The sequence below is a fragment of the Cycloclasticus zancles 78-ME genome (assembly GCF_000442595.1).
Classification (GTDB): domain Bacteria; phylum Pseudomonadota; class Gammaproteobacteria; order Methylococcales; family Cycloclasticaceae; genus Cycloclasticus; species Cycloclasticus pugetii.
Window position 1 is genome coordinate 1,396,925 of sequence record NC_021917.1, and the last position, 26,729, is coordinate 1,423,653.

21 protein-coding genes are annotated in these 26,729 nt (G+C 36.2%); 2 read left to right on the forward strand and 19 right to left on the reverse strand.

All coding sequences use genetic code 11. The features are described from left to right. Window positions 1–4 precede the first annotated feature (4 nt). The 19 genes from CYCME_RS06805 to CYCME_RS06895 form a co-directional block, all read right to left on the reverse strand. Window positions 5–2,758 (reverse strand): YdbH domain-containing protein, encoded by a 2,754-nt coding sequence (locus CYCME_RS06805; RefSeq protein ID WP_020932567.1) that lies wholly within the window; start codon window positions 2,756–2,758, stop codon window positions 5–7. A 188-nt stretch (window positions 2,759–2,946) separates the two neighbouring features. Continuing rightward, window positions 2,947–4,008 (reverse strand): dTDP-glucose 4,6-dehydratase, encoded by a 1,062-nt coding sequence (gene rfbB / locus CYCME_RS06810; RefSeq protein WP_020932568.1) that lies wholly within the window; start codon window positions 4,006–4,008, stop codon window positions 2,947–2,949. After that, window positions 4,005–4,892, reverse strand: coding sequence for a dTDP-4-dehydrorhamnose reductase (rfbD, locus tag CYCME_RS06815; RefSeq protein WP_020932569.1), 888 nt, complete (start codon window positions 4,890–4,892; stop codon window positions 4,005–4,007). The genes rfbB and rfbD overlap by 4 nt, the downstream gene beginning before the upstream one ends. Next, a complete protein-coding gene (gene rfbC / locus CYCME_RS06820; protein WP_020932570.1) occupies window positions 4,885–5,460 on the reverse strand; it encodes a dTDP-4-dehydrorhamnose 3,5-epimerase in 576 nt (191 codons plus the stop codon). The genes rfbD and rfbC overlap by 8 nt, the downstream gene beginning before the upstream one ends. Continuing rightward, window positions 5,460–6,344: a glucose-1-phosphate thymidylyltransferase RfbA gene (rfbA, locus tag CYCME_RS06825; RefSeq protein ID WP_020932571.1), complete on the reverse strand. Its 885-nt coding sequence runs from the start codon at window positions 6,342–6,344 to the stop codon at window positions 5,460–5,462. The genes rfbC and rfbA overlap by 1 nt, the downstream gene beginning before the upstream one ends. Window positions 6,345–6,832: 488 nt before the next feature. Continuing rightward, window positions 6,833–7,528, reverse strand: coding sequence for an ElyC/SanA/YdcF family protein (locus CYCME_RS06830; protein ID WP_020932572.1), 696 nt, complete (start codon window positions 7,526–7,528; stop codon window positions 6,833–6,835). A 39-nt stretch (window positions 7,529–7,567) separates the two neighbouring features. After that, window positions 7,568–9,958 (reverse strand): tetratricopeptide repeat protein, encoded by a 2,391-nt coding sequence (locus tag CYCME_RS06835; protein WP_041932923.1) that lies wholly within the window; start codon window positions 9,956–9,958, stop codon window positions 7,568–7,570. Between the two features lie 8 nt (window positions 9,959–9,966). Beyond that, on the reverse strand, window positions 9,967–11,490 hold the full coding sequence (xrtD, locus tag CYCME_RS06840; RefSeq protein WP_020932574.1) for a VPLPA-CTERM-specific exosortase XrtD: 1,524 nt from the start codon (window positions 11,488–11,490) through the stop codon (window positions 9,967–9,969). Window positions 11,491–11,529: 39 nt separating this feature from the next. Beyond that, window positions 11,530–12,390 (reverse strand): WecB/TagA/CpsF family glycosyltransferase, encoded by an 861-nt coding sequence (locus CYCME_RS06845; protein WP_236886355.1) that lies wholly within the window; start codon window positions 12,388–12,390, stop codon window positions 11,530–11,532. A gap of 254 nt (window positions 12,391–12,644) precedes the next feature. Further along, window positions 12,645–13,649, reverse strand: coding sequence for an acyltransferase family protein (locus tag CYCME_RS06850; RefSeq protein ID WP_020932576.1), 1,005 nt, complete (start codon window positions 13,647–13,649; stop codon window positions 12,645–12,647). Window positions 13,650–13,813: 164 nt separating this feature from the next. Beyond that, window positions 13,814–15,046: a glycosyltransferase gene (locus CYCME_RS06855; protein WP_020932577.1), complete on the reverse strand. Its 1,233-nt coding sequence runs from the start codon at window positions 15,044–15,046 to the stop codon at window positions 13,814–13,816. Then, complete coding sequence (locus tag CYCME_RS06860; protein WP_051184174.1) at window positions 15,043–15,921, reverse strand: glycosyltransferase; 879 nt, start codon at window positions 15,919–15,921, stop codon at window positions 15,043–15,045. Before CYCME_RS06860 ends, CYCME_RS06855 begins: the two co-directional genes overlap by 4 nt. A 100-nt stretch (window positions 15,922–16,021) precedes the next feature. Further along, window positions 16,022–17,062, reverse strand: coding sequence for an acyltransferase family protein (locus tag CYCME_RS06865; RefSeq protein WP_020932579.1), 1,041 nt, complete (start codon window positions 17,060–17,062; stop codon window positions 16,022–16,024). Next, window positions 17,063–18,370, reverse strand: a complete 1,308-nt coding sequence (tviB, locus tag CYCME_RS06870; protein ID WP_020932580.1) for a Vi polysaccharide biosynthesis UDP-N-acetylglucosamine C-6 dehydrogenase TviB — start codon at window positions 18,368–18,370, stop codon at window positions 17,063–17,065. Between the two features lie 34 nt (window positions 18,371–18,404). Next, window positions 18,405–19,403, reverse strand: coding sequence for a glycosyltransferase family 2 protein (locus tag CYCME_RS06875; RefSeq protein ID WP_020932581.1), 999 nt, complete (start codon window positions 19,401–19,403; stop codon window positions 18,405–18,407). After that, window positions 19,400–19,927: a serine acetyltransferase gene (locus CYCME_RS06880; RefSeq protein WP_020932582.1), complete on the reverse strand. Its 528-nt coding sequence runs from the start codon at window positions 19,925–19,927 to the stop codon at window positions 19,400–19,402. Before CYCME_RS06880 ends, CYCME_RS06875 begins: the two co-directional genes overlap by 4 nt. Beyond that, window positions 19,927–20,811, reverse strand: coding sequence for a sulfotransferase family protein (locus tag CYCME_RS06885; RefSeq protein ID WP_020932583.1), 885 nt, complete (start codon window positions 20,809–20,811; stop codon window positions 19,927–19,929). Before CYCME_RS06885 ends, CYCME_RS06880 begins: the two co-directional genes overlap by 1 nt. Further along, window positions 20,804–21,784 carry a glycosyltransferase family 2 protein gene (locus tag CYCME_RS06890; RefSeq protein ID WP_020932584.1) on the reverse strand — a complete coding sequence of 327 codons (981 nt, stop codon included), beginning with the start codon at window positions 21,782–21,784 and terminating at the stop codon, window positions 20,804–20,806. The genes CYCME_RS06885 and CYCME_RS06890 overlap by 8 nt, the downstream gene beginning before the upstream one ends. A 204-nt stretch (window positions 21,785–21,988) precedes the next feature. Beyond that, window positions 21,989–22,921: a UDP-glucuronic acid decarboxylase family protein gene (locus tag CYCME_RS06895; RefSeq protein WP_020932585.1), complete on the reverse strand. Its 933-nt coding sequence runs from the start codon at window positions 22,919–22,921 to the stop codon at window positions 21,989–21,991. Between the two features lie 200 nt (window positions 22,922–23,121). Between CYCME_RS06895 and CYCME_RS06900 the strand changes: the two genes are divergently transcribed. Together CYCME_RS06900 and CYCME_RS06905 are read left to right on the forward strand one after the other, a co-directional pair. Continuing rightward, entirely contained in the window at window positions 23,122–24,678 is a 1,557-nt protein-coding gene (locus CYCME_RS06900) for a hypothetical protein (protein WP_020932586.1), read from the forward strand. 582 nt (window positions 24,679–25,260) lie between these two features. Next, window positions 25,261–26,718, forward strand: coding sequence for a lipopolysaccharide biosynthesis protein (locus CYCME_RS06905; protein WP_189244270.1), 1,458 nt, complete (start codon window positions 25,261–25,263; stop codon window positions 26,716–26,718). The last annotated feature ends 11 nt before the right edge of the window (window positions 26,719–26,729 follow it).

Here is a 26,729-nt window from a genome sequence, read left to right on the forward strand (position 1 = left end):
GTTTTTATTGGCAATAATATTGATTATTTGAATGCTTTATTTTAGAGCGTATAAACGCTTCTATGTTTAAATCAATACCTGATTGAATGCGCATTGTTTCAAGAGCCCCTTTTAAGCCGACTTCAGTATTTAAGTTTAAGTTGATTAAACGGCCATTGGCAACAGTTGGATTACGCCCAGAAATAGCAGATTTAAACAATAGCGTATCATCATCGTAAATTATTTTGCTGTTTAACGTTGTGTAGTTAAAGTCTTCCAGTACATCGAAGGTTAATTTGAGTTGATCATTTATATTTGTGCTTTGGCTTAAAGGTGTGGTGTAACGTATTTTCCCGCCATCGATGCTATTCATATGGCCATCCGATACGTTGAATTGCCCGTTTATATAGTGCACAGGAATACGTCCTGATAATTTGCCACTGGCATATAAGCCATCCATGTTTTGCGTTCTGACCAATTCAGATAAATCCAAGCGATCTACGATCAACTCCAGTTGTATAGCATCGTTAAAATTAATGTCTTCATTTTGAATTTCTACTAAACCTGAAAAAACGGTCGCTTTGCTTAACGGGGTTTTAAAATGCCACTCGTTTAGTTGATTATAAAGTAAGCCATTAAGATCGATATTGTTTGCCTTTATACCCATATTTAATTCATTAATGTGGCTGTTAAGTTCAGCATAAAAAGAGTCAAACGTAACCGCCTGTTGTGTTTTATATGACCCCAATTGTTGCGAGGGTGAACTTAACTGAAGCTGAACCCCTTTAAATGTACCTGTCTGATAAACGCCTTGAGCTTCGTGTAATGAGACCTTGAATTGCTTAAATTCAGTTTCACCCTTGTTTAATTCAATAACCGCGTCTCCCGCAAAGCTCCCTCCAGTCATGTCAAATGGAAGTATTGGTGTGTTAAGCCATTTTCTGAATGTCTTATGTGTTGAAAAAGTCTGCTGCCAATGGATATCAATTAAATGCTCTGTACTGTTTTTAGGTTGCCAGTTTGCGAAAAGGATGGGGTCGTTACAAATATTGGCGAGTTTAAGCGATGCTTTAGTTGCACTTAAGTCTTTAAACCAGAGTTGGTTTTTAATAATCATGGGTGGGATATAGTATGTCTGATCTAACAACGCCAGATTCATTGCGTCAATTGAAGAACGAATACTCATCTTATGCTGCTGGAGGCTTGCGTTTGCTGTAAGCCCCCATTTTTTAATGTTTAATTGATTGCTATCAAGGTTTTGACCACCTAATGCAAATTTCATAGCGGAAACATCTTGCGTGTTTAAATTAATAGAAAGCGTTTGGTTTGGAATGTTTACGAAAAGTGTTTTGGCTTTGTATTCATTAAAACGTAAAGAATGTATTTCAAAACGATTTTTCGACAACGGCTGAATCATCAAGTGATGATCTTGAATGCTTACTCGGCTGTTAACCTCACCTCTTAGTTTGCTAATAAAGAGGTTTTCTATATCGAGTGGACGATAAATATTAGCAAGGTGTAGATTACCTTTGAGCTGAAACTGATAATGGCTTCTGTGACTGTTTTCTGGGGTAATAACCTCCATGTTAGAAAACTGTACATCGATCAGCTTTTTGTTCTTTTCAATGTATTCTAGGGTGAAGCTGCCATCAATAATTGAGAAAGGGTTATTCAAATCAGCCAATAGATCATACTCGATGGTGAGAGGCTCCTTTAGATTGGCAAGCAAAGTGCCCATTTCATCCATCATTTTGTAGTTGTTATCTGGCATAAGGAAACGTTTTAGATAGCCGTTTATTTCTACAATAGGTTGTTTAGGGTCTACGAGCGTTAAACGAAATTTTCCTTTGTCTAATGAAAACCTTAGCGTTGTGTCGGTGGTGACTTTAGTCGTTGCTGCTGTGTGTTGGTTAGAAAAATGACTGGTATTTTGTATCTTAGTAACGCCGGTAAGTTGTGTAATCTCATCTATAGAGAACCGTTGTGTGGCAGGTAATGTGAATTGGTTGCTACTGACCAATTGATTGCTATTAACACTTATCGCACTACCATTAATTGTTGGCCACTCGAAAGCATTTAATTCACTGTTAAGCTGCACGTCCCCTTTCAGTAGATCACCTTGTTTTGTTAACTTAAGGCTCAACGCTAGTAATGGATTAGCGGCGGTATCTGATATGTTTAATTCAAGTTCATTTTGTGCATTTATTTTTAATAAAATATTGGTGTCGATTAACTGCTTAAATACTTTGGAACCTTTGTTAAAAAAACCGTCACCTAATATGGTTTGGACGGTTAATAATTCATTTGATAAATCAATACTGAACGCCTTCAGTTCTAAATGAGGTTGATGGACCGTTAACGAGTTAACAAGCAGACGCACTTGAGGTAGATCATCGATTAAAGCACTTGGCAAAACATCAAATAAATTAATGTCAGTAACAGTGTTATTCGAAGAAGGTTTATTTATCCGTATATCAATAGAGTCGATGTTAACCAAAACCAAGTATGCGGAAGGTGTATTAAAGTTGATGAATGTATTTGCTATATCAACGTCTACCTGCTCTTCAAATCTTAATGATAATGACTTTAACTGAAATGAGCGTGAAGAAAGTTGTTTCCACGATGGGCGATCGAACTGAATGTTTGTAACTTCAATGTCGTACTTGCTTAATGAAGATGTCAGTGCTGTTTGTACAAGCCAAGGTAACGCGATGTATGAGAGAAGGAATAAGAAAACTATAGCGCTAAACGCTATAAGTACACCACGTTTTTTGGGCATGAAAGACAATCTATCGTCCTAGGGAGGTATTAAACATTACAATGGTTAGTAAGCGTATTAGTAGAAAATAGATATTGCGAGTGTATCAATATCGTAAGAGATAATACAGGTCTGACCTTTTAACGTTTAACAGTGCCCGATAATTTTATACGCTAATGCTAAGGAAACATGAGCTTTAGCGGACCTGCTTACTTATTTGCTAATGGTAATTTATAACTACCATCTAAGACATGATTGCACCAAGTTTGGTTATTTAAATACCACTGAACCGTTTTACGCAGCCCACTTTTAAACGTTTCTTGAGGGGTCCAACCTAATTCATTTTGAATTTTGCTTGCATCAATTGCATAACGTATATCGTGCCCTGCCCTGTCAGTTACATATGTAATGAGGTCTTTGTAGGAGCCAACATTAGTTGGTTTATTTGGTGCTAACTCCTCAAGTAGGTCACATATGTTTAGCACAACGTCTATATTCTGCATTTCGTTATGGCCACCAATATTATATGTTTCATTTAACACACCTTTTGTAGCCACTAAAACTAACGCACGGGCATGATCATCAACATATAACCAATCTCGAATCTGATTCCCTTTGCCATAAACTGGTAACGGTTTGCCAGCCAAAGCATTCAAAATGACCAATGGAATTAATTTTTCAGGAAAGTGATAAGGACCGTAATTATTTGAGCAATTGGTAATAAGGGCTGGAAACTCAAACGTGCGTTGCCATGCCCTTACCAAATGATCTGAGCTCGCTTTGCTTGCTGAATACGGAGAACTCGGTGCGTAAGGTGTTTCTTCGGTGAACAAATCATCAGTACCTTCTAGGTCACCATACACTTCATCTGTTGAAATATGGTGAAAACGGAACCCTGTTTTTTTGCTCTGCTCTAAGGCTGTCCAATAATGCCTTGCTTGCTCCAATAAATTGTAGGTGCCTACAATGTTTGTTTGAATAAACTCACCTGGTCCGTCAATTGAGCGATCAACGTGCGACTCTGCTGCAAGATGCATCACGATATCTGGTTGGTGCTGCTTAAAAACACGTCGGATCTCAAGCGCATCACAAATATCAACCTGTTCAAAAGTATAACGGTTGTTATTACTTACCGAATTCAACGACTCCAAATTTCCTGCGTAGGTTAATTTATCAACATTGATAACATTAAAATCTGTGTCGTTAATTAAATGTCGAATAACCGCTGAACCAATAAAACCGGCACCACCGGTCACCAAGATTGTTTTCATAAACTAATTTCCTGTAAGGCTGACAAACAGCGTTGCAGAGCCTCTTTCCAATAGGGAATAGTTACCCCGTATGTTTGTTTTATTTTAGCTTTATTCAGCACACTATAATGTGGACGCTTTGCAGGCGTTGGGTAATCTTTGCTTTCAATAGCGTGCACATGGCAATCAATACCACTTAACTCAAATATGGTGATGGCAAAGTCATACCAACTGCAAATGCCTTCATTACTGTAGTGATAGATAGCCGTCTGAAAATCAGATTGGTTAAACTTATTGGACCTAACCAGCTGAAGAATTGTATTCGCCAAATCACCTGCATAGGTTGGCGTACCAACTTGATCGTATATGACGTTTAATTCGTTACGTTGTTTACCCAGTTTGAGCATTGTTTTAACGAAGTTATTGCCAAATTCGGAATACACCCAGCTTGTGCGAATAATTACTGCATTCGTCGGCATGAGTAATCCAATGGCTTGTTCACCCTTCAATTTGCTCAAACCGTATACACCTTTAGGTGCAACTTTATCGTTTTCAACATACGGTTTAAAGTTTTCACCGGCGAACACATAATCAGTTGAAATGTGGATTAACTTTGCCTGATGCTCGGATGCGATTTTAGCTAACTTCTTAACGGCGAGATGGTTAATTTGATCCGCTAATTCAGGTTCAGATTCAGCCTTATCAACCGCTGTATGAGCTGCACAATTAATAATTAGGTCAACAGTATTTGCTTTAAAAAAAGCATCAATACTTGCAGAGTTACTTAAATCTAATTGTTCGCGATCCGGGAATAAATACTGAAAGTTTGAGTCATTTTTAACTAAAACGCGTATTGACCGCCCCAACTGACCGCTTCCGCCGGTGACGAGAATTGTCTTAGGCATAATAGTTTGTTGAATAATTAAAGCATTCAGGCAACTGTGTTAAATTTGGTTGCTTGGTGTCTTTATCAGACAACACCAATTGCTCATTTGATAATCGCCAATTGATGTTTAACAGCGGATCATCAAAGGCTATCCCTCGGTCAGACTCTGGTGAGTAATAATTATCGACTTTGTAAGAAAATGTCGCGGTTTCACTTAACACAACAAAACCATGAGCAAAGCCGCGTGGTATAAACAATTGTTTGTTATTCTCAGCTGTTAACTCAACAGTTACATATCTTCCAAAGTTAGGGCTTCCTATACGAATATCTACAGCTACATCCAGTACGCTACCCTCAATTACTCGTACTAATTTGCTTTGTGCGTGTGGAGCTAATTGAAAGTGCAAACCTCTTAATACACCTTCAGACGATTTGGATTCATTATCTTGTACAAAATTAACGGTGTGCCCAACCGCGGCTTCAAACAGATCCTGCCGAAACGTTTCCATGAAATAACCACGTGTGTCACCATGTAAACTCGGTTCAATAACGATTATATCGGGGATACATTGCTTAACAAATTTCATTAATCACTTGCCTCTTCCGCACAACGTAGTAGGTATTGGCCATACTGATTCTTCGCCAATGGCTGGGCCAATGTTATAAGCTGCTGCTTATTAATATAGCCTTGTTCAAAAGCAATTTCTTCCAAACAAGCTATTTTCAAACCTTGTCGCTTCTCGATAATTTCAATGAATTGGGCGGCTTCTAGTAAGCTTTCATGGGTGCCGGTATCTAACCAAGCGTAACCCCTCCCCATTAATTCAACCTTTAAGCGTCCTTCGTCTAAGTACAGCTGGTTCACCGATGTGATTTCAAGCTCGCCCCGATTCGAGGGCTCTACTGCTTTCGCTTTTTCTATTACATCGTTTGGGTAAAAATATAGACCGGTGACCGCATAGTTACTTTTAGGCTTTTTCGGTTTCTCAACTAAATTGATGACCTTACCTTGTATATCAAACTCGACAACACCATAACGTTCAGGGTCAGCAACACGATAACCAAATACCGTCGCACAGTTTTGCTCAGTCACATTGGCGACAGCATTGGCAAGCATACGCGTTAAATCGTGGCCATGATAAATATTATCACCGAGAACCAGGCAGACATCATCATCACCAATAAAGCTCTCACCCAAGATAAACGCTTGAGCCAGACCATCAGGTGAAGGTTGAACAACATATTCAAAGCAAACACCTAACTCTACCCCATCACCTAATAAACGTTGAAAACTCGGTTGGTCTTCAGGGGTGGTAATAATTAGAATTTCTGTAATGCCCGCGAGTAGTAAAACTGACAATGGATAATAAATCATCGGTTTATCGTAAAGAGGTACTAGTTGTTTAGATACACCTCGAGTTATGGGGTATAAGCGTGTTCCGCTACCTCCAGCAAGTACAATTCCTTTCATTGACAATCCCTAGTATTTTATTAATGTGATAAATGATAATTTAAAGAAGAATAGGAGAAGAAAAACTTAATGTTAGTACATTGGTGTATATAGTTTACATTGTAATGAATAGAGCTAGAAAGATAAGTATAAAAAAATATAATGGAATTGATCTGATGAATAAAGATTTAGAGTACCGCTTACTGGAATAGCATTTTGCTGAAGTTTTAACGAATGAGGCTATTAAGAAGTTAAATTTTAAAGTTAGAAAAATGTTAATAGTACATTTTATATGCTAGTTCTATTAAAGTTAGTAATACCTCAAATATTATGAATATAGTTATTCCCAGTAGCTTTGGTGATGAATAGATGGGAACAATAATAATGAATATCTAGGGAATTATTTAATTAAATTTTTTTAAATAACAGCTGTCAAAATGCAAGACTTTCTGTATTACAACTTATTCAATTGATGAATAAGGTACGGTATTTTGTAATCACAGTTCCAGTTATATCATGCCCCACTTTTCCTCAGGGGAATGATATTCTGCAGAATCAAAAATATATGTTGCCCAAATCAAACCAAGTAATTCAGTAATGACTGATTTGACACCCTCACTTGATTTCCACCAAGTCGATAAAGAATAACTTGAAGGCGTTGATGCATGCACTCCAATATCGTTAGAGGCATGAAAGGCAAGGTTATACAGAAAACGAGTTCTTCTAGCATGTACACTTTCTGTAAAAACATCAATATTTGGATTATTAATGTTTTCGTCTATAAACCAATCACGTACCATAACAGCGCTTAAGTAAGTTCTGGCTTGAGCTGATGCAGGGCTAGAAATGACAATAATTTTCTGTTTTGAGACACCTTTTGACAGCAAATATTTTGCTGACAATTCAGCATAAGTTTTAGGAGGATTACTGCCATCCCGAATGTCAGGGCCACCGGTCACAATAATATATTGGTATTCATTTGAGCTGTTACGAAATATATTTAATCCTTGGTCTAAGCTGGCATTATTTATCCAACCTTCAATAACTAGGTAGTGCCCATGCTTTGGTGTTGTTGTTGCTAAGTAAAAAGCCAAATTTTTTAGGCAAAAAAATACCACAAATGAACTCACCAAAAATAATAATAAAACTACCCACCAACTTGGTAACCAAATATTATGCTGTTTAAAAAGTGAAAACTTTGTCATTTCTTTGTAAGCAATTTAATTTTTGATACGACATCAGTTTTATTCTATGCTTGATAACAAGTCTTTTATTTTTTGAATCATGAGTTGATCTCGCTCTTCATGCGAAAGACCTAAAGCAGCTTCAAGGTGCGTTCTTGCATCTTCCCATGCTTTTTGTTTGGCATAAAGCACACCCAAATGATAATTAAATACAGCAACATTTGGTGACAAAGAAACAACGCGTTCTAAAACAGGTTGAGCAATATTTAATTGTTCTTGCTGAACTAGAACCCAAGCATAAGTATCTAAGTAATGCGGTTGTTTCGAATCTTTAAAAGCCTCTGTCATGGTACTGGCTATGTTCAAGTTTTCTTCTGAACGGAATTGATCTGTTAATAAACTTGCCAAGTTGTTAATCGCCGGTTCAATATTGGAGTCACGCTCTAAAACTTCTTCATATAACGCTTTTGCTTTGGAAAATTCATTATTTTGTTCATACAGTGAAGCCAAACGTATTGAAAGCTCATTATTGTCAGGGGCAAGATTTAAGCCTGTTTTATAAACATTAACCGCTTTATCTATCTGCTGTTGAAGTATATATATTGATGCCAATGCACTATATCCTTGTAACCATTGAGCTTCAGTTTTTAATCCTTTATTTAATACCGTTGCAGCCTCATCAAACTGTTTGTCACGTTTATAAATATTTGCTTGAATCGCATAGGCAGCTACTTGTCTTGGGTTTGACTCAATAAAACTGTCTAAGAATGTTAATAATTCATTTTTTTGGTTAATCTCTATTGAGCTAAAAGCCAATCCCTGAAGGGCAGGAATGAATTCAGGGGTTTTTTCTAGTACTTTTTTGTAGGCTTCTATTGCATCTAAATGTTTTTCTTGTGCTTGAAGCAAGCGGGCGGATAAATAAAGCCCTTTTACAGAATTCTCATTGTCTTCTAGCCATTTGTTTGCAATTGTTTCCGTACCAAGCCAATCTTTTTTCAATAATTTAGTTTGGGCTAATGTATCCAATAAGTCATCATCTTCAGGTTTCGCGTTTAATGCCTTCGTTAGTACAAGTTCTGCCCGCTCTAAATCATTAGATTCGATTAACTTTTTACTTACAAATAAAGCAGCTGCTTTATTACTTGGATTGATTGTTAATGTTTGGCGAAAACTATCTTCTGCTAGTTCTTCTGAATCACTATTTAAATAGGCTTGTGCTAATAATACTAATGTTTCCTCAGACTCAGGGTTGTTTCTTAATATGATGCGTAAATGTGTGATTGCAGGGTCAAAGTTATTATTATTTAGTTCAATTTTAGCTAATGTCAATAACGCATTTTCATTCTCGGGTGAGTTTTCAAGTACGCTATTGATCTTATTAAGAGCTGCTTTTTGTTGATTATTCTGCAAGTCAAAATAAGCTAACATGACATTTGCTTTATTAGCGTATTCACCTGTTTCATTATCAAGCTCAGTTATTTTTTTAAGTTCTACAATAGCTTCATCTTTTTTATTTAAATAAAGCAATAAATCTACTTTAGAAAAACGAAGCTCAAAACTCTCGTTATCTGATGTAATATAGTCATTCAAGAGAGCCAAAGCTTTATTGGGCTCTTTATCTTGTATATAAGATACTAGAAATAATTTAGTTTCTTCGGTGTTTGGTTGTGAGGCAACCAAAGCCTCTAGAGTTTCTTTGGCCTCTAAATATTTACCTTGCTTGTCAAATAATTGAACTAATGAAATATAGATCCATTTTTGAGTTGGGTTTTTAGCGATTAGCTGTTCATAAAGGTACTCCATTTCATTGTATTTCTGTTGTTGTTCTAAAATTGTTAATTTTAAAATATTCAGTGATAGGTCATCCGGTTTTAGTTTTATTGTTTTTGTTAATATTGCTAAGGCTTCTTGTGGTTTGCCTAGCTTATTTAGCACAACTGCTTTTAATGAAGATGCTTCAATATTTGAAGGTTCAATAGAGAGGGCTTTATTAACTTCAGTCAAGGATTCAACATATTTATCTTGCTTGAATAATGCGCTCGATTTGAGAATTAAAGCCCCAGTGTTTTTAGGGGTATCTTTAAATACCTTATTCGCTTGTTCTAAAGCTAATGTAGTATCTCCGCTCATCACATAGAGTTGACCAAGCTTTAATATTGCCTCATAGTGTTTAGGATCTAATGCTTCAACTCTTGTTAGGCGAGCAAACATTGATTTCCAATTTTTAGCGTTTTCATCTAAAAGTGCTAGTTGGTAATGAGCTTCCGCTGATTTAGGCTCAATTTGTAGTGCATTTTTAAACTCTACCCTAGCCTTATCTATTTTTCCATCAGCTAATAACTCCTGACCACTTTCAATATAGGCAGCAGCACTGTCTTTTGCTGACCCACAAGCAGAAACGCTTACCATGGCAACCATAAGAACGATTACAAATTTTAATTTACTCATTATTTCACCTAATTCTCAATAAACTTATTAAGCTGAGGTTCTGACTCAGCCATAAAACTTAATATTCTTGTGTCTGCCTCTTTTAGGCTCTCATTTGGTTTAATATTAGTAACAATTCGGACCAAGGAGCCATCTGTCCTGTTTTTAAAAATTGAATCAACAAATAAATACCATTTATTAATGTATTCATTAGCAATAATTCGTCCATGTCCTTGAAACCAATAGTAGACAAGTTGACGATGATCGCCCTTTTTAATTAAAACTCTATTGACAGGGTGCCCTAGTGCTTCAATACGTTTAAATTCAGCAATTTCCCACCCTCCCCCAGGTATGCAAACTCGAGGTGAGTGTGGAGAAACCCCTTTACGTTGTGATTCGTAATAAGCCACATAAAAATTTAAAAAAGATGTTTGCTCAGTATTTTCGTAGTTAGCTAATAAATAGTCTGTCATACCGAGTTTTTTAATAACACTACGGTCAAGTTTTTCATGCTTCCCTTTCCATTCACCTAATTGTAGTGGAAAGTTCACAAAAGGAGTGTTCTCAGGGTATAATTCTGGCCTTTTATCCAAAAACTGTATGCCTACACCGGTCGTTATCAACAATAGAATGAACACAAGAGAAGGTTTAAAGCTCAAGTTTCTAATGTTAGTGGTACTTCTGTTAGAGGCAATAGGTACCTCATCAACAGCAAATGCCGAAGCCAAGCTCCCCCCTTTATTTGTTAACCTTTCAAGCGTCCAAATTAATAAAAACAAAATAATTGCGCATGCCATGAAGATAATCCAACCCTCAAAGTCATGCAAAAAACCTTCAGCCATTGAAATACCCCAATAATCAACTAGAACACCGATCACACCGATACGAAAACTGTTCATAAGTATGGTTATAGGAATAGTAACTAAAAAAACTAGCGCTTTTTTCCAAAAGGACGTTTTGTAAAAATAAGCTGTTATGAAACCTAAGCTCATTAAGGGAAATAAATACCTTAACCCACTACAAGCTTCAACAACTTGTAATTTATAAACACCTAAATCAATTACATTACCTTCCAAATAAACAGGGATTCGGCAAAAACGAATGATGTCTACTCCTAATGAAGAAGAAATTAATTGCAATTTAGCTGTTAATAATACTTCAATGACATATGGTAATGGAATGGCGAATAAAAGCAGTAAGATCGGTGCTAATGTGTATTTAGTGCCTTTACCAATTGTAACTAACGATAAACCAATGAGAGCTAAGATAAATGAATATTGAATTAACAGATAAAGAGCACTGACTTCTCCGATAAGAAGTAACAGCAATGCGATAACTATTAGCCAAACACCTGACCACAACGGCTGACTTGCAGCTGATAAAATGAGCCCTCTTTTTTCCCACAAAATATACAAACTAACCAGAGGAATTAAGTACCCGTGGCTATATTCTTCCTGTTTTCCCCAGCGTAAAAAAGCTTCAGATAATCCATTCCAGTAGACCCAAGCAGTTATACACAGTGATATAACTATTAAAATTCCTTTTTTTGTCATGTCTTAAAACCTTTAATATTTATTTTAATAACGGTATGACTACTTGATTTTAAATCGACTTTGCACCATGTTTAAAATCATTATTCTCTTAATTCTTTTTGGTAAATTAATTAAAAATAAGCTTTTACCTTTCTTTTTTAACTCATTTTGAAACAGTAGTAACGTACCAATAAAGGCGGCATCAATATACATTACTTCGGAAAAATCCATCATTATATTAGAGCCATGTGTATCAAGTATATTGGATAAAAAGATTTTTGCTTGTTTAAGTTTTGGGTGTTTGAATGTGCCACTTAATTCAATATGGTTTTTTAAATTATTAGCCCTACTTAAAGTGTAAGATTTGTTAATAAAAGAATAACGTTGTAATACTCGATCATACACACTTAATGGCAAAACTTTTGTGAGCAATATATAAGTGAATGTAAGCCCATCAAAAAAATATCGTTTCCATAGGGTTGGTTCCTGTTTAATTCGCCAAAGCCACTCAAGGCCCAAATGCTGCCAAGAGCTAGGTGCTCGCAATACATTACCGGCAACAAAATTAATAACAGCGCCTAAATGGCTAATTACAGGGGCAGTCAATTGTTGTCGATTATTTTGTATCCATTGTTGACCTTTTTTTGCTCCAAGTGCCACTAATATAAAATCTGGATTAGCCTCATTAATTTGATTTATTATTTTTGTGCTGCTCATCTGATCAATTGATACAAAACCTGGATCATAAAAGCCACAACTGAGCATACCGAGACTTGTTGTGTTTAACTGTCGATGTGCCTGCTCAGCTATTCCTTTTTGCCCTCCAAAAAAGAAAACTTTTATTTTGTTTTTACGTGGCTTGTTTGATAACTGATCAAATAATGTAGAGCCTGCAACTCGCTCCGTTATTTGTAGATCCAATAGTTTGGCCACCCAAACCAATGGCATACCATCGGCCACACTTAAGTCACTCTCAACAACTGAATTAAAAAATTCCGTATCCGATTGAGCGGCTATAGCAAAGTTAAGGTTTGGGGTAGAAAGAAAGCAATGAGTGTTTTGCTCTATTGCCTCTTCAATTAAGGTAACTGAACGATTTAAATCAACAACATCAAATGGTAAGCCTAGAACTGCCCATGTATCTCTACTTTTTAACATGTTTATATTAGGCCCATTCAAGTCTTATTTTGGTGAACACTATGTTTAGGCATAGAAAATAAAAAGTTGAACTGCATTCTCTTAACCGCTTCAGCAAACAACAACGAGATAAAAACCCCAATCAAGGTACCCAAAACTAAGTGGAAAACACTGTTTTCAATATTAAAGCAATATTGCATAAAAATTCTAAAGCCACTCCCAAAAATCACATGAACCAAATATATCTCAAGCGAACAACGTCCTAGTAACCCCAATAAATGAAAATGCTGATCAAGAAGTTTAGAAAGCAATATCACCATACCAACACCAACAAAAGCCATCATCAACTTTGCCAAATCTCCGGTGTAAAATTGGTTATGAAAGCAAAATTGAGATATGACAAACACAAGCAAGCTCGCTAATAGCCAACCATAACTCACCTTAAACTCATTAGCCTTAAAATGGGAAAACAACATACCCGCACAAAAATAAATACCAAAGTTTATAGCGGCATTAGCAACAGACCAACCAATACTCAAGTCAGCTTTAAAAATATAAAGCAAAAGAGACAAAACAAATAGAGCAATAACATTTCGAAGCAAACTATAGGCAAGAGCATAAAAAATAAAAACAACAAATAAGGCATACAGAAACCAGAACTGATCCTGGGGTAACCACAACAGGCTTAATACATCACTAATTGTCGTCTTATAGTTAGTGATATTTTGTAATGAGTATGCAAGCCCACCTTGAATAAGTGACCACAGGATATAAGGGTATACGATGGTACCTAACTTGCTACTAACTAACCCTTTTACACCTCTTTTATTTAACGAATTGAGAAAAAACAAGCCTGATATAAAAAAAAACAAAGGCATATGGAATGAATAAATGACAGCATCAACAAGCCTAAAAAGCTTCTCATCTTCAGTTATTCCCGCATTAAAAACACCTCTAGCAACATGCCCATAAACCACCAGAATAATTCCGATGCCTTTAGCGTAATTCACCCATTCATATTGTGTCGAACTGGACGTTTTCATTAACAGGTACGATCTATCATCTTTCTATACCCAACAAAACGCTAACCCCTCGATGGCTTAATTTATTATTCACTCTCATAAAAGCTCTTTATTTACTAAATAACACTCGTCGTATAAAACCACACAGTCCTTAATATAGCCTAGACACAGACAATTATTTTAAACTATACAATATGATTGATAACGCAATTAAACATATCCTTCAACTTATTTGCATTGTGTTCAAGTGAGAAATCCCGTTTTACTTTAGAGGCAGCACATTCAATCATCTGGTTTTTTAACACAGGTGAGTTTATTAACATTAAAATTGTTTCGGCTAGTTCGTCCTCATTATCTGGGGAAACCAACAAGCCCGTTTCTTTATGCACAACCAACTCTGGAATACCCGACAATTTTGTAGAAACAACCGGCACCCCTGATAACATGGCTTCCATTAATACTACAGGTATCCCATCTACATCACCCTGTTCATCTTGCTTGCAAGGCAACACAAAGGCATCTAACGATTTAATAAATGAAGCTACTTCAGCATGGGCAATTGCACCCATAAAAGTTATATCTTGCGGACTTAAATCAAGGCTCAGCGCCAAAGCCTGCAATTGTTGAAACAACGGGCCATCACCCGCAAGTTGCAGCTCAATTGTCTCGCCTTGTGCTTTTAAAATAGCCACGGCTTTAATTAAAGTATCGAAGCCTTTTTTCTCGACCAGTCTGCCAATAGCACCTATTCTAGTTTTCTTATGTTCTAAGACAGCCGTTCTTTTAGAAAAAAGATTAGGCTCTACACCACAGCGTACAATGAACATTTTGCTCGCATCAACACCTTTATCTTCAAGGTAATGTTTATTAAATTCTGAAATAGTCGCAAAAAATGCCGATCGCTCAACTTTTTCGTTCAGTAGCCATCCACGTTCATATATATCGTTAGCATGTGCCGTAACACTAAAAGGAACTGCTGATAAAGAAGATGCATACATTGCAATATCAGTCGGTATATGTGCAAAGTGAACATGCAAATGATCACAACCATTCGCTTGTAACTGGCGCGCTAAACTGGCAGCAAAAAAGAAACGATAAACCAACCCTAAACCAATACGACTAAACAGCCCAACTTGCCACATATCACGCCCCACCATCATCAGCGTTTTTAAATAACATACTGGACTTTTCAGTAAGCAAAGCAAATTATCTTTTAATACATTAAGTTTAGACTGCGCATAGAGATAAAACGTACGTTTCGCTAAAGCCTCAACCCTTGGTTCATTAACCTTTGAACTTGGAGTGTGCACCGAAAATGGAACCACTTGCACACCTAAAGCTTCCAGCTGTAAAATTTCGTTGTAAACAAAAGTTGCCGATAGCGCAGGCAACTCAGGTGCTAAATAGGCAATCTTCATAGTCGCCTATCAAACCAAACATTTGCTTGTTTGTCGTTCAATTGAGCTGTTGCTTTCTTTTTCCCTTTTAATAAACAGGCCCATTGATACCGCTTAATAAAAGCAGACAAAGTTTTATCTTCAAAACGCGGAACACCTGTCAAGCCACTTTTAATATAACCCCACATCATCGCTAAACCTCCTATTAACAGAGGCGGCCGAGACATCCTATATAAGCCCGATGCCAACATATAAACCATGCCTGTGCCCATAAAATATTGACCAAAACCATGTCGTATACGCCCAGTAATAATATTTTGCTGGCTGGACCCCATTGGGCGAAGGTGAGTAAAACGAATATCCGGCTCATCCCAGCTCATCGCAATCCAACCTAATTGCCGACACCTGTGACCATCAATACCATCCCACATCACCTGCCTTACAAAACCACCAATTTCTTCAAAACACTCACGGCGGTAAAATTTAGAAGCACCAATGGCGTTCTCATCTCCACATCCCTCACTAACAAACGTCCCAGTTACCTTATCAATATAGTAAGGCTTACCACTGCAGTTACCTAAACGAGGGTTCTCGTTCATTTTTGCGATCAATGTCTCAAAGTAGCGAACTGGCATAATTAAATCTAAATCGAGCTTACATAAAAAATCATACTGCTTAAGGTCAATAGTTTCCAAGCCTTCATAAAAAGCCTGTATTACGCCAGGGCCAACACTGCGATGCCCTCTGTTCTCACGACTAACAATACGAATAAAAGAATGTTTTTGCGCATACTCAGCTAAAATGTTAGCGGTATCATCGGTGGAGCCATCATCCACAATCACCCACAGTGCAGGCAATACACTCTGCTTCACCACACTATCAAGCGTGTTTCTCATAAAATTTGCTTCATTACGGCACGGGGAAATAATTACATAACTCGCCAACACTCAACGCTCCTTGTTGTTTTAAATTTATTCATCACAATTAATTGCCACCTCAATTAGTAATTTTTTTTGCCAACGCAATCCAATACTTTTCATAGTGGAAAGTGGATGCATGGGCTAGTACAAAAAGAATAATAAACAACAAAGGTCGTTTTGCATATTTCTCAATTAGCTCACCACTACCCAGCCAAGTATGAGCAAGTAATGGGTGAATAACATAAAGTGCATAAGATATACTCGCCAAATAAACCAATACGTTTAAGTTTAAAAATCGCGTTAATTTTGATGTTGACTCATAAAGTGTTGATGCTACCAGTATCGCTGCAAAGTATGGCCTAAAATAATTCATAACCCCACTATCTGGGTGACAAGATAGTACAAACAACACCATCATATAATAAGGATTTACCCATTTAAAAAAGGTTATTAATCCATTCCCTGCTTTATTATTATAGGCCATTGCAACAATAACACCTGCCAGTATCTCATCTATTCGATAATAGGTATTAATTGCAATATGCACACCTGAATGCACTCGGTAAAGCGTAAAAAACAAACATAAAGCCATTGTTAAATAAAACGCCCGCTCTTTAAACAAAAAAAAGAGTATCGCTATAGCAACATAAAACTGCATTTCTAGGCACAGACTCCAAAAGTGTGATGAACCCGTGATAAAGTCCATGGGCGGCCAATTTGCATAAAAAAAGAAATGCGCTGGCACCTGACTAAAGTTTGCACCGAGAATAGGCAAAGCAACAATCAAATACAGCCAGGCCAATGGAATAATTCTAAAAAAACGTCGAATAATAAAATCGTATAACTTAGGCCTGTGTATCAAAAAATTTGTGATTAAAAACCCGGATAAGGTGAAAAATATAGCCATCCCCATCGGACCGAATGTTTCATTCAATTTCCATGCCTTTAGCCCTAATGGTAGCAAATGTGTTGCCAATACAAATAAAATACTCAACCCACGCCATCCATCAAGCACATGAAAATAATGTGCCTTTGTCGTTTCTCTAACAGAAACTAACTGATAAAAAATCGTTTTAAGCTTTTTTGCTTTGAAAAATAAGGCGCGTTGGCAGTCCATTTAAAGTCGCCCATCAACTCCATCCGAAGGAAACAAATACTTAATATCATATAAAACATGCTTTTCTTTGCCTAACGACTTAACACCCTCAATACCAAGTTCTTTAAATTGGTCATGCGAAACAGCAACAATCATTGCATCGTAGTGCCCAGTGGTCGGTTGATCTATTAAGTTCAAGTTATAAACAGCCTGTGCCTCTTGTTTATTCACCCAAGGGTCAAACACATCAACTATTGCGTTATAGGTATTGGTTAACTCATCAATCATTTCTACTACTCGGGTATTTCTTAAATCGGGGCAATTTTCTTTAAACGTTAGGCCAAGCATTAAAATTTTTGCATCGACGATATTCAATTTTTTTCTGGCCATCAGCTTAACTACCTCGCTAACTACAAAGTGCCCCATATTATCGTTAATACGCCGTCCTGATGAAATAAGCTGAGGATGATAGCCCAGTGTTTCAGCCTTATGCACAAGATAATATGGGTCCACACCAATGCAGTGCCCCCCCACTAACCCCGGCCTAAAGGGTAAAAAATTCCATTTAGTACCCGCCGCTTCTAACACTTCTTCTGTATCAATGCCAACACGATTAAAAATTAATGCCAGTTCATTAACCAAGGCAATATTAATATCACGCTGGGTATTTTCAATTACCTTTGCTGCTTCAGCTACTTTTATACTTGTGGTTTTAAACGTACCTGCTGTAATAATTGACTGATACAAATGATCAACCGTGTTTGCAATCTCAGGTGTAGACCCAGAAGTTATTTTTAATATATTGGTCAGTTTACGATGCTTATCACCAGGATTAATGCGTTCGGGACTATACCCACAGTAAAAATCCTTGTTAAATATTAGTTTAGATGCCATTTCTAAGATGGGAACACAAACATCTTCTGTGGCGCCAGGGTAGACAGTGGACTCATAAATAACTAAATCATTTTTACTAAGGTGTTTACCTACTATGTGGCTAGCAGAAATAACTGGAGATAAATCAGGATTTTTACTTCCGTCTATAGGTGTTGGAACAGTAACAATATAAATATTGCACTTTTCAAGTTCGGATGAGTCACACGTGAACTTAAGTAAAGTTGCCTCATCAATTTCACAGGAGTTAGCCTCGAGTGTTATATCTTTACCAGATTTTAATTCATTAATACGTGTAGCATTAATGTCGTATCCTATCGTAGGGAATTTTTTGCCAAACTCAATCGCTAATGGTAGCCCAACATAACCTAAGCCAATTATTCCAATACTATATTTTGTTGTAATAATAGCTTTTGCATTATGAATCTCAGAAGTCATTATAAATTCCCTTTCTTAATTAGTATGTTATTAATTATTTATATTCAATTAAACTAGCTGTGTTGCCGTATTTTTTATTGATCATAAACTGTGTAATCCCCATAAATTGAGGGAATTTTGCAACCATGGTTAAAAGTGCATAATAAAACCTAACTCGCGTGGGCATAGTTAATTTTCTTAATTTAAGAAATAATCTAACTATTTGTACTAGATATAGAGATATTAGGGATATAGCATTGATATGGAAAAATGATAGACAGAATATTAAAGTTGGTAAAAAAGCACCCCAAGCAATGATACTTCTTAGTTCTTTAACCCTGAACCTTTCTCCGGACTTACCGTGTAGATCAACTGATAAAGCATAGGCATATCCTGCTCGTTTGGCTCTATTCCACCATTGTGAAAAATGAGTCATGTTTGCATCATGAAGTGTCATTTCTTCGTTTATCCTATAAATTCTCCAGCCTTTCTGGCGTAAACGAAAACACATCTCTGGTTCTTCCCCAGCAATTAAAAAGCTATTAAAACCATTAATTTGAGAAAAAGAACTTGCTCTAATCAAGGCATCTCCTCCACAAGAGGTGGTATCACCAATCGGTGAGTTCCATTCTATATCACATAAAGTGTTATATATTGAATGTTCGGGGTGTCTCTCACGCCTTCGACCGCATATTACAGCGTAATCCGGATTTTCATCTAAGAAGGTCTTAGCTGAAACCAGCCACCCTTTTTGAATTTCACAATCTCCATCAACAAATTGTAAATATTTGATACTGGGGTTTTTATTGAGAAGATAAACGGCACCTGCATTGCGAGCTCTTGCTGCAGTATAAGGTGTTAATAAATTAAGTTTAACAACATCTATATTGTAAGACTTCGCATTTTCAATACTATCATCAGTTGATCCGGAGTCGACATATACAATAGATTTGGTGAACCCTAATACGGAAGCAATGCATGTAACTAAGCGTTGACCTTCATTACGACCAATAATTATAACAGCTACATCATCTTCAGCTAGGTGGTATATCATCTAAATTTTTTACTACTTACATTTTTATTTGTATGGACGATTACTTTAGCTGGAATGCCTCCCACTATTGCATAGGCTTCTACATCATTTATGACAACCGAATTTGCACCAATCAATGCATGCGCTCCAATGTTTATATATCCTATAATTTTTGCACCAGCACCGATATCAACGTGGCCAGCTATTGTGGAAGGTTTATAACTCTTACGGTTAACACCAATAGTTACTTGTTGATGAATCAGGCAATTTACGCGAATATAAGCGTCAGGGTGAATAACAATTCCATTTGGGTGTGGGATTAAAAGTCCTCCACCCAAGTTCCCATTAATAGGAATTTCTGCTCCAGTGATAATGGACCAAAATCGATACCTTAGTACAATTAGCTTAGAATGAAAATAAGTGTATAAGTTCTGTTTATTCTTAGAACTTTGATAGCCTCTGATCGAGGATAATAACTTTCTACTAGGATCCCAAAAAAAACGAGGCGTTTCTCGCTGCCAATCAGCTTTGTCCGCAGAAATCATTAATTCTTTGCCTGCTTAATACCACCCCACATGAGGTCATTGTTGATGATTTTTTCCTTATAATTTTCACAACTTAAATCAACTCCTAACCAAGTGCCTAACTGCTTGAGATCCTCATTAAATATTTCAGTCAATCTTTTCAATTGTATCTCATTAATAGTGGGCCTATTTTTTATTGTTAATTTCTTTTTTATTCTAGTACGAAAAAACTGAGGTATTAGCCGCCGCCTTAAAAAAACCATTACATTAGAGTCTACAAAAAACTTATAGCCTCGGAAATGTCGAATACGCTCTTTTGAAATATTTTGTTGTTTTAAATTAAAGTTCCAATGCATGACATCATGATAATCAATAAAGTTACTAATTAGATCTAGTTGCTTTTGGGGTGATTTTTTAAACTTTTCAGCAAAAAGAGGTAGAACATTATTTATACCAAACTCATCAAAATAAGGTTGAAGCTGCATTGAATATTTACTGTAGTTAATCAATTCGGGGTGCTTATTTATCGCTTCATTAATATCACATTTGATAATATTTTGTGACCATTGATGAATGTAATGTGACACTAATCTATCTATTGGATGGCGCATTATATAGATGAATTTAGTTTCTTTTAATAGTTTAGACATGCGTCCAATTGTTAATGGATAATCTGGCAGCTTAGTGTAATGTGTACTTGATTCGCCACATAAATGCCCTTTAGGAGTCAAAGAAAACAGAGACATATACCACCTAGCACCTCTTTTATATACATCATCATCACTAAAGAAGTTAGGTTCTTTTGGTGTTGACATAAAAATGTCGGGTTGTAATGATAATTGAGTATGTAAGGTACTGGTTGCACTTTTCATGGCGCCAATAATAATAAAGTCTGGTTTAGTCATAACTATTTGGGTGAACGTAAGGCTTAAGTGGGTCTAGAAAATTTATCCAAATATCTCGCCACTGATAGGCCGATGCCTTAGTGTGAAATGATGATGAAAAAAAAGAACGTAAAATGGCAATACTATTACCTAAATTCCAGAATATATTGGCCATCATAAGTCCAAAAAAACCGAACCTTTTATAAAAATACCTTGTTCTAGATTCATAGTAATAACGAGGTAAGCGCTTCTTGAGCCTAGATTGAGACTTAACTGGTGAACTTCCACCCCTTAGATGTACTACCCTAGAGTCGGGAACATTCAGTATTTTCCAGCCAACTTCTTTTGCACGAAAGCAAAAATCCACATCCTCATAATACATAAAGTAACCTTCATCTAATAAACCTACGCTTTTAAAAACTTCTTTTTTAATGAGAATACATGCGAAGCTTTCCCAATCATAATATTCCAGCTCTTTTTGGGGGGCTTGAGCAACTACAAATGATTGTAGTAATTTAGTCACCATCGATGTGGTAGCAGATATTATTAACTCACTTATTGCTGTGTGAAATTTAAAACAACTTTCTTGGGGGGTAGAATCTGGCCACTCAAGTCGAGGGCCAACTAGACCGACAGATTTATCTTTATTCGCCGATTCTAGTAGAATTCTTATTGCGCCTTTTCGAACAAGCGTATCACTATTTAGTAACAAATAATACTCAGCTTCGACGTGATTAATGCCAAGGTTGTTTCCCCCAGAAAACCCAGTGTTATCAGATGAACGTATCATATCTATACGCCCAAAGTTATCATGTAGTTTTACCCATTGGTGTATTTTTTCGTATGAACCGTCATTAGATGCATTATCAACAATAACAACTTTTGCATTAATATGTTCTAATTCTGGCAGCAAGGAGGCCAGGCAGTCTATAGTTAATAGTGGGGTTTTGTAGTTGACTATCACAACAGAAAGTTTATATATATTTTCACTCATTATCTGTAAATTTTAAATACCAATCTCTTGTTAATAGGAGAACTGCTATATGCAAGAGAAAATTAATTACTCATTATCCACATCATTCTTGAGAGTAAGACATACTGAATAAATTCAGTAACTTATATGTGAATCGCTGCATATGTAAACTCTTACTTCAATTATGAAAGGTATATTAAGCAACTCGTGGGTGTAAGAGATGATTTATAGCGCTTTGAAATATTTTATAGTTTCTTTTAAACCTTCTTCTAGGTTAACGCTTGGTTGCCAGTCTAAATTTTGTTTTGCCAAGTCTATACTGGGTTTTCTTTGCCGAGGGTCATCAGATGGTAGAGGCCTGAAAACGATATTTGATTTCGAGTTAGTTAATTTAAGAATAGTTTCAGCTAATTCCAGCATGGTATATTCAGTCGGATTACCAAGGTTAATTGGACCTGTAAAACCCTGAGGGGAATTCATCATACGGACAATGCCATCAACTAAGTCGCTTACGTAGCAAAAAGATCGTGTCTGCTCCCCATCACCATAAATCGTAATGTCTTTGTTGCCAAGTGCTTGGATTATAAAATTACTGACAACTCTGCCATCATCAGGTTGCATTTTAGGTCCGTAAGTATTAAAAATCCTTATAACCTTTATATCAAGTTTATGCTGTCTAAAGTAGTCAAAGAATAGCGTTTCAGCACATCGTTTACCTTCGTCATAACAGCTTCTAATGCCAACAGGGTTGACTTTTCCCCAGTAATCTTCAGTTTGAGGATGAACCTCAGGGTCACCATATACTTCGGAGGTAGATGCTTGCAAAATTTTAGCATTTAATCGTTTAGCTAAACCTAGCATATTGATGGCGCCATGCACTGATGTTTTCGTAGTTTGAACCGGGTCTTTTTGATAATAAAGTGGTGAAGCAGGACATGCAAAATTATAGATTTCATCTGCTTCAATATATAGGGGGAAAGTCACATCATGCCTTAACAATTCAAAAGAGTTATCGTTCATAAGGTGCTTAATGTTTTCTTTACTACCTGTGTAATAATTATCAACACAGAGTACATCGTGTCCAAGATTTAATAGTTTCTCGCATAAGTGAGAACCAACAAAACCTGCGCCACCAGTCACCAATACTTTTTTACGCATATTGAAATATCCCTTGATTTTAATCCATTTTATTCTATTTAAGTATTAGAACGTATTGTAAAAGTTCATGCAAAACACTCCAATCGATTTTATCGCAAGTTTAATTCTAGTTAAAAAAAATCATATCAGGTTACTATTGATTTACGATATTTTAATAATACCTTCAAAAAAGACCTTTTCTCTAGGAAGGATGGAACTCAATGCAGATTAATTTAAATTTAAGCAGTCGATTATTATGTACCTTAAAAAAAACACTAAGTCGTAGTATAAGTGATATATGGTTATTTAGAATTACTCTTGTTGTTATTACCATATTTTATGTATTAACCTTACGTGCTGGACATTACTGGGTTGGTGATGACCTTCAATATATTCAACATGCCATTAACTTAGTTGAAGGAAAACCTTATATAAACCCTCTCTATATTTCTAATGCTGTTGCTTCTGTTGGCCCAATAGCCTACCCACCAATTTTCCCATTAATTTTGTCTGTTATTTACGTTTTATTTGGCCTTAATTTTATAGCGATAAAGGTAGCGCTTATTAGTTTTTTCATAAGTGCCTTGAGCATTTTAAAAGCTAACCTAAAGCAATATGCTTCTACGATTACAATTATTTTTATCATTCTTTACTTAGGCTTCAACCCGGAATTCTGGGACTTTAAAGATCAAATATTATCCGAGTTCCCGTTTGTTTGTTTTTCATTATTAGCCTTGTTTTTAATGCAGATAAGCGATTTAAAGCAGAGTTATGCTTATGCGGCATTGCTTGGTGTGACAATGTATTTATCATACGGTATTCGAGAAATAGCGCTAATTTTGCCTCTAGTTCTTATAACTTATGAGTTATGGCATTATAGAAAAGTAACGATATATTCGATTCTCGCAATGATTATTTTTGTATTGTTAGTTATCGTGCAAAAGTTAAGTTTAGGACTTGTTCCAATACCCGTAGAATTGAATCAACAACTTGATTTGCTTGTTGATTCTGGGTCGGCTTCACCAACAACATTTAGTTACGTAAACTTATCCTTTGAGAATATTTTTAAACAAGGGGTAAAGTATTTTTGGAGCCTTTACCACATTCTGCAAATTAGGTTCCTACCCTACAGTGGATATTTTTATTTAATTGTTAATATTTGTGTGCTGACAGGATATTTGAAAGCGCTTTTTCAAAAAATCAGGTTTATAGAAATATATTTTGTAGGTTACCTTTGCGCATTATTACTTTTTGCCGGTTATGATGGATTTAGATATTTAATGCCGATTCTACCGTTTTATATTATGTATTTGTTCACTGGTTTCTTGAAACTAGCATCACTTTGTAACCATACATTAAAATTATCATTGGTTGGGTTACTACTTATTACGTACATTAACATAGCAGGTTTCTTAGAGAAAGAATCAAACTTTGTTAGCCAACCTACGTATGATGTTAAGCTTGACGAACTTTTTTCATTTATCTCTGAGCATACACAGGCCACTGATGTTATCGTCGCTATGCAACCAAGAGTAATCGCTTTTTTTACACAGCGCCAGGCATCTACTTATCCAGGGCATAAACCAGAAGAGTTTATGAAATATTTGCGAGCTATTCAGGCTAAATACTTAGTTACTTCTCCATCTTTACAGAAACCACAAAATACTAAAGAAGTTGATTGGGTTTTAACTCATCACGATAGCGAACTGTTCTTAGTTTTTGATAATGAAACTTTCAAGGTTTTTAACATAGAAAGTCAAAAAGCAAACATAAGGTAAATTCAATAAGCTAGGTTCTAAGATAATCTTGTATAGTAATAGAGATGTTCCTTCGCTCAATCACGTACGCACTAGATACTATAAACCTAAAGTTTAAAAAATTATTGTAGGTTTGTATTCTTACGTGCAACTTGTACTATTGTCTTTGTTATGAATGATATTGACAGTCATTGTTTGATTAATAAGGCGGGCATCTGCTAGTGAATATAACTTAATGGATGGTTAGAAAAGCATTTTATTAGAGCTTGTTCTTTTTTTCGGAACTCGGGGGGGTGTTTAATTTTTCGAGTTTATTACGAACAAGAATAGACTATTATCTCATAAGTTAAGGAACCACTACTTTAAGGTCTAAGAAGTTTTTTTGGAAAATAGGATACGTTAGGTAATTATAAAGGAAGTAATTAATTGGCACTGCGTAAACTAGAAATATACATTAGCATTTAAATATTTTTAAATAGCATGACAAATGTGCCTACGTGAAAAATCTACCGGTATTTAATGGAAAATAATAATAGTGAGGGAGTACAGTCAACTATTGGACTATATTGTTTTGATTGATCAACAATGCATAGTAGAACTTTTGTGAGTATAAAACAGCGTCTGTTGGTCGGGGTAACGTGGATGTTTGCCGGAAACTGGTCTGAGCAAATAATTAACTTCTTGGTATTTATTCTTTTGGCTCGAATACTTGGGGCTGAAGCCTTTGGCTTAGCGACGATGGCTATGGTGTTCGTAGTTTTTTCTGAATTTCTTGTTCGACAAACTCTCACAGAAACCATTGTACAGCAGAAAAATTTAGAAGATGGTCATCTTGATGCGATTTTCTATTTACTCGCTTTGCTTTCAGTTGTTTTAGTGGCCTTATTAATTCTTTTGGCAGAACAAATTGCTCAAATATATTCAGAACCAAGGGTTGCTGATTATTTGACTTGGGCGTCTCCAACTGTTTTGTTTATTGGATTATCTGGTGTTCCTGTTGCTCTTCTTAAGCGTAAACTAGAGTTTCGTGTTCTGGCAGTTAGGGCAACTGTAGGTATTGTTACAGGAGGTATAGTAGGCGTGATTTTAGCGTTTATGGATTACGGTGTATGGTGTTTTATTGTACAACACGTTGTGAAAGTATTCGTTAATAATGCCCTCGTTTGGACAGCAAACCCCTGGACCCCAAAGTGGCGAGCTAAAAAGAAACATTTCCACGATGTTCTCAGCTTTAGTGGCCAAATAGTGGGCCTTAGAATTACTGAATTAATATCTATAAATACACCGATGGTTGTCATCGGTGCCTACCTTGGACCTGGCATGCTTGGTCAATTTACTATTGCATGGCGCATTGTTGAGGTACTGTCTTTTCTTTTAATTACACCTATCCAGTATGTTGCACAGCCAGCATTTGCTCATTTAGATAGGGCTAGCGAGGCGGCAGGTGATTTATTGGCTAAGATAACCAAAATTTCGGCTCTAGTAAGCTTCCCTAGCTTTCTAGGTATGGTAGTGGTTAGTGCACCATTGGTCGAACTTCTTTTTGGTGATGAATGGGTAGGCGCTATAACTGCCCACAAAATTCTTTGTTTTGTGGGTATATACTTATCAATAGAAAGAATACAGCAAGCGTATTGTTTGGCCTTAGGAAAAGTTAGTGCGCTTTTTTACTTATCATTTGCTGAGGCATTACTTGGTATATTATTGATAATAACGTTCGTTGATTATGGGATTATGGGTGTTGCTATCGCATTTGCTGCTCGATATTATATTATGTGGCCATTTCGTTTTATTATTGTAAGTAATTATGCTGATAGAAGTCTGCTTCAGTACTTAAAGGTATTAGTTCTACCTTTAATTAATGCGATCATAATGACTTTTATAACAGTTGCTTGGCAACAATTGATGGGAGCAAATTTTTCCACATTCACCTTACTTGCTAGTTCAGTATTAGTTGGGCTCTCCACTTATTGTATTGTGCTCTGGGCTACCATGCGTACTCAAGTTCGGGAATTATTCAAATCACTTATATTGTTACGTGAAAAATCGAACAGCTTTTAAAAATATACTTT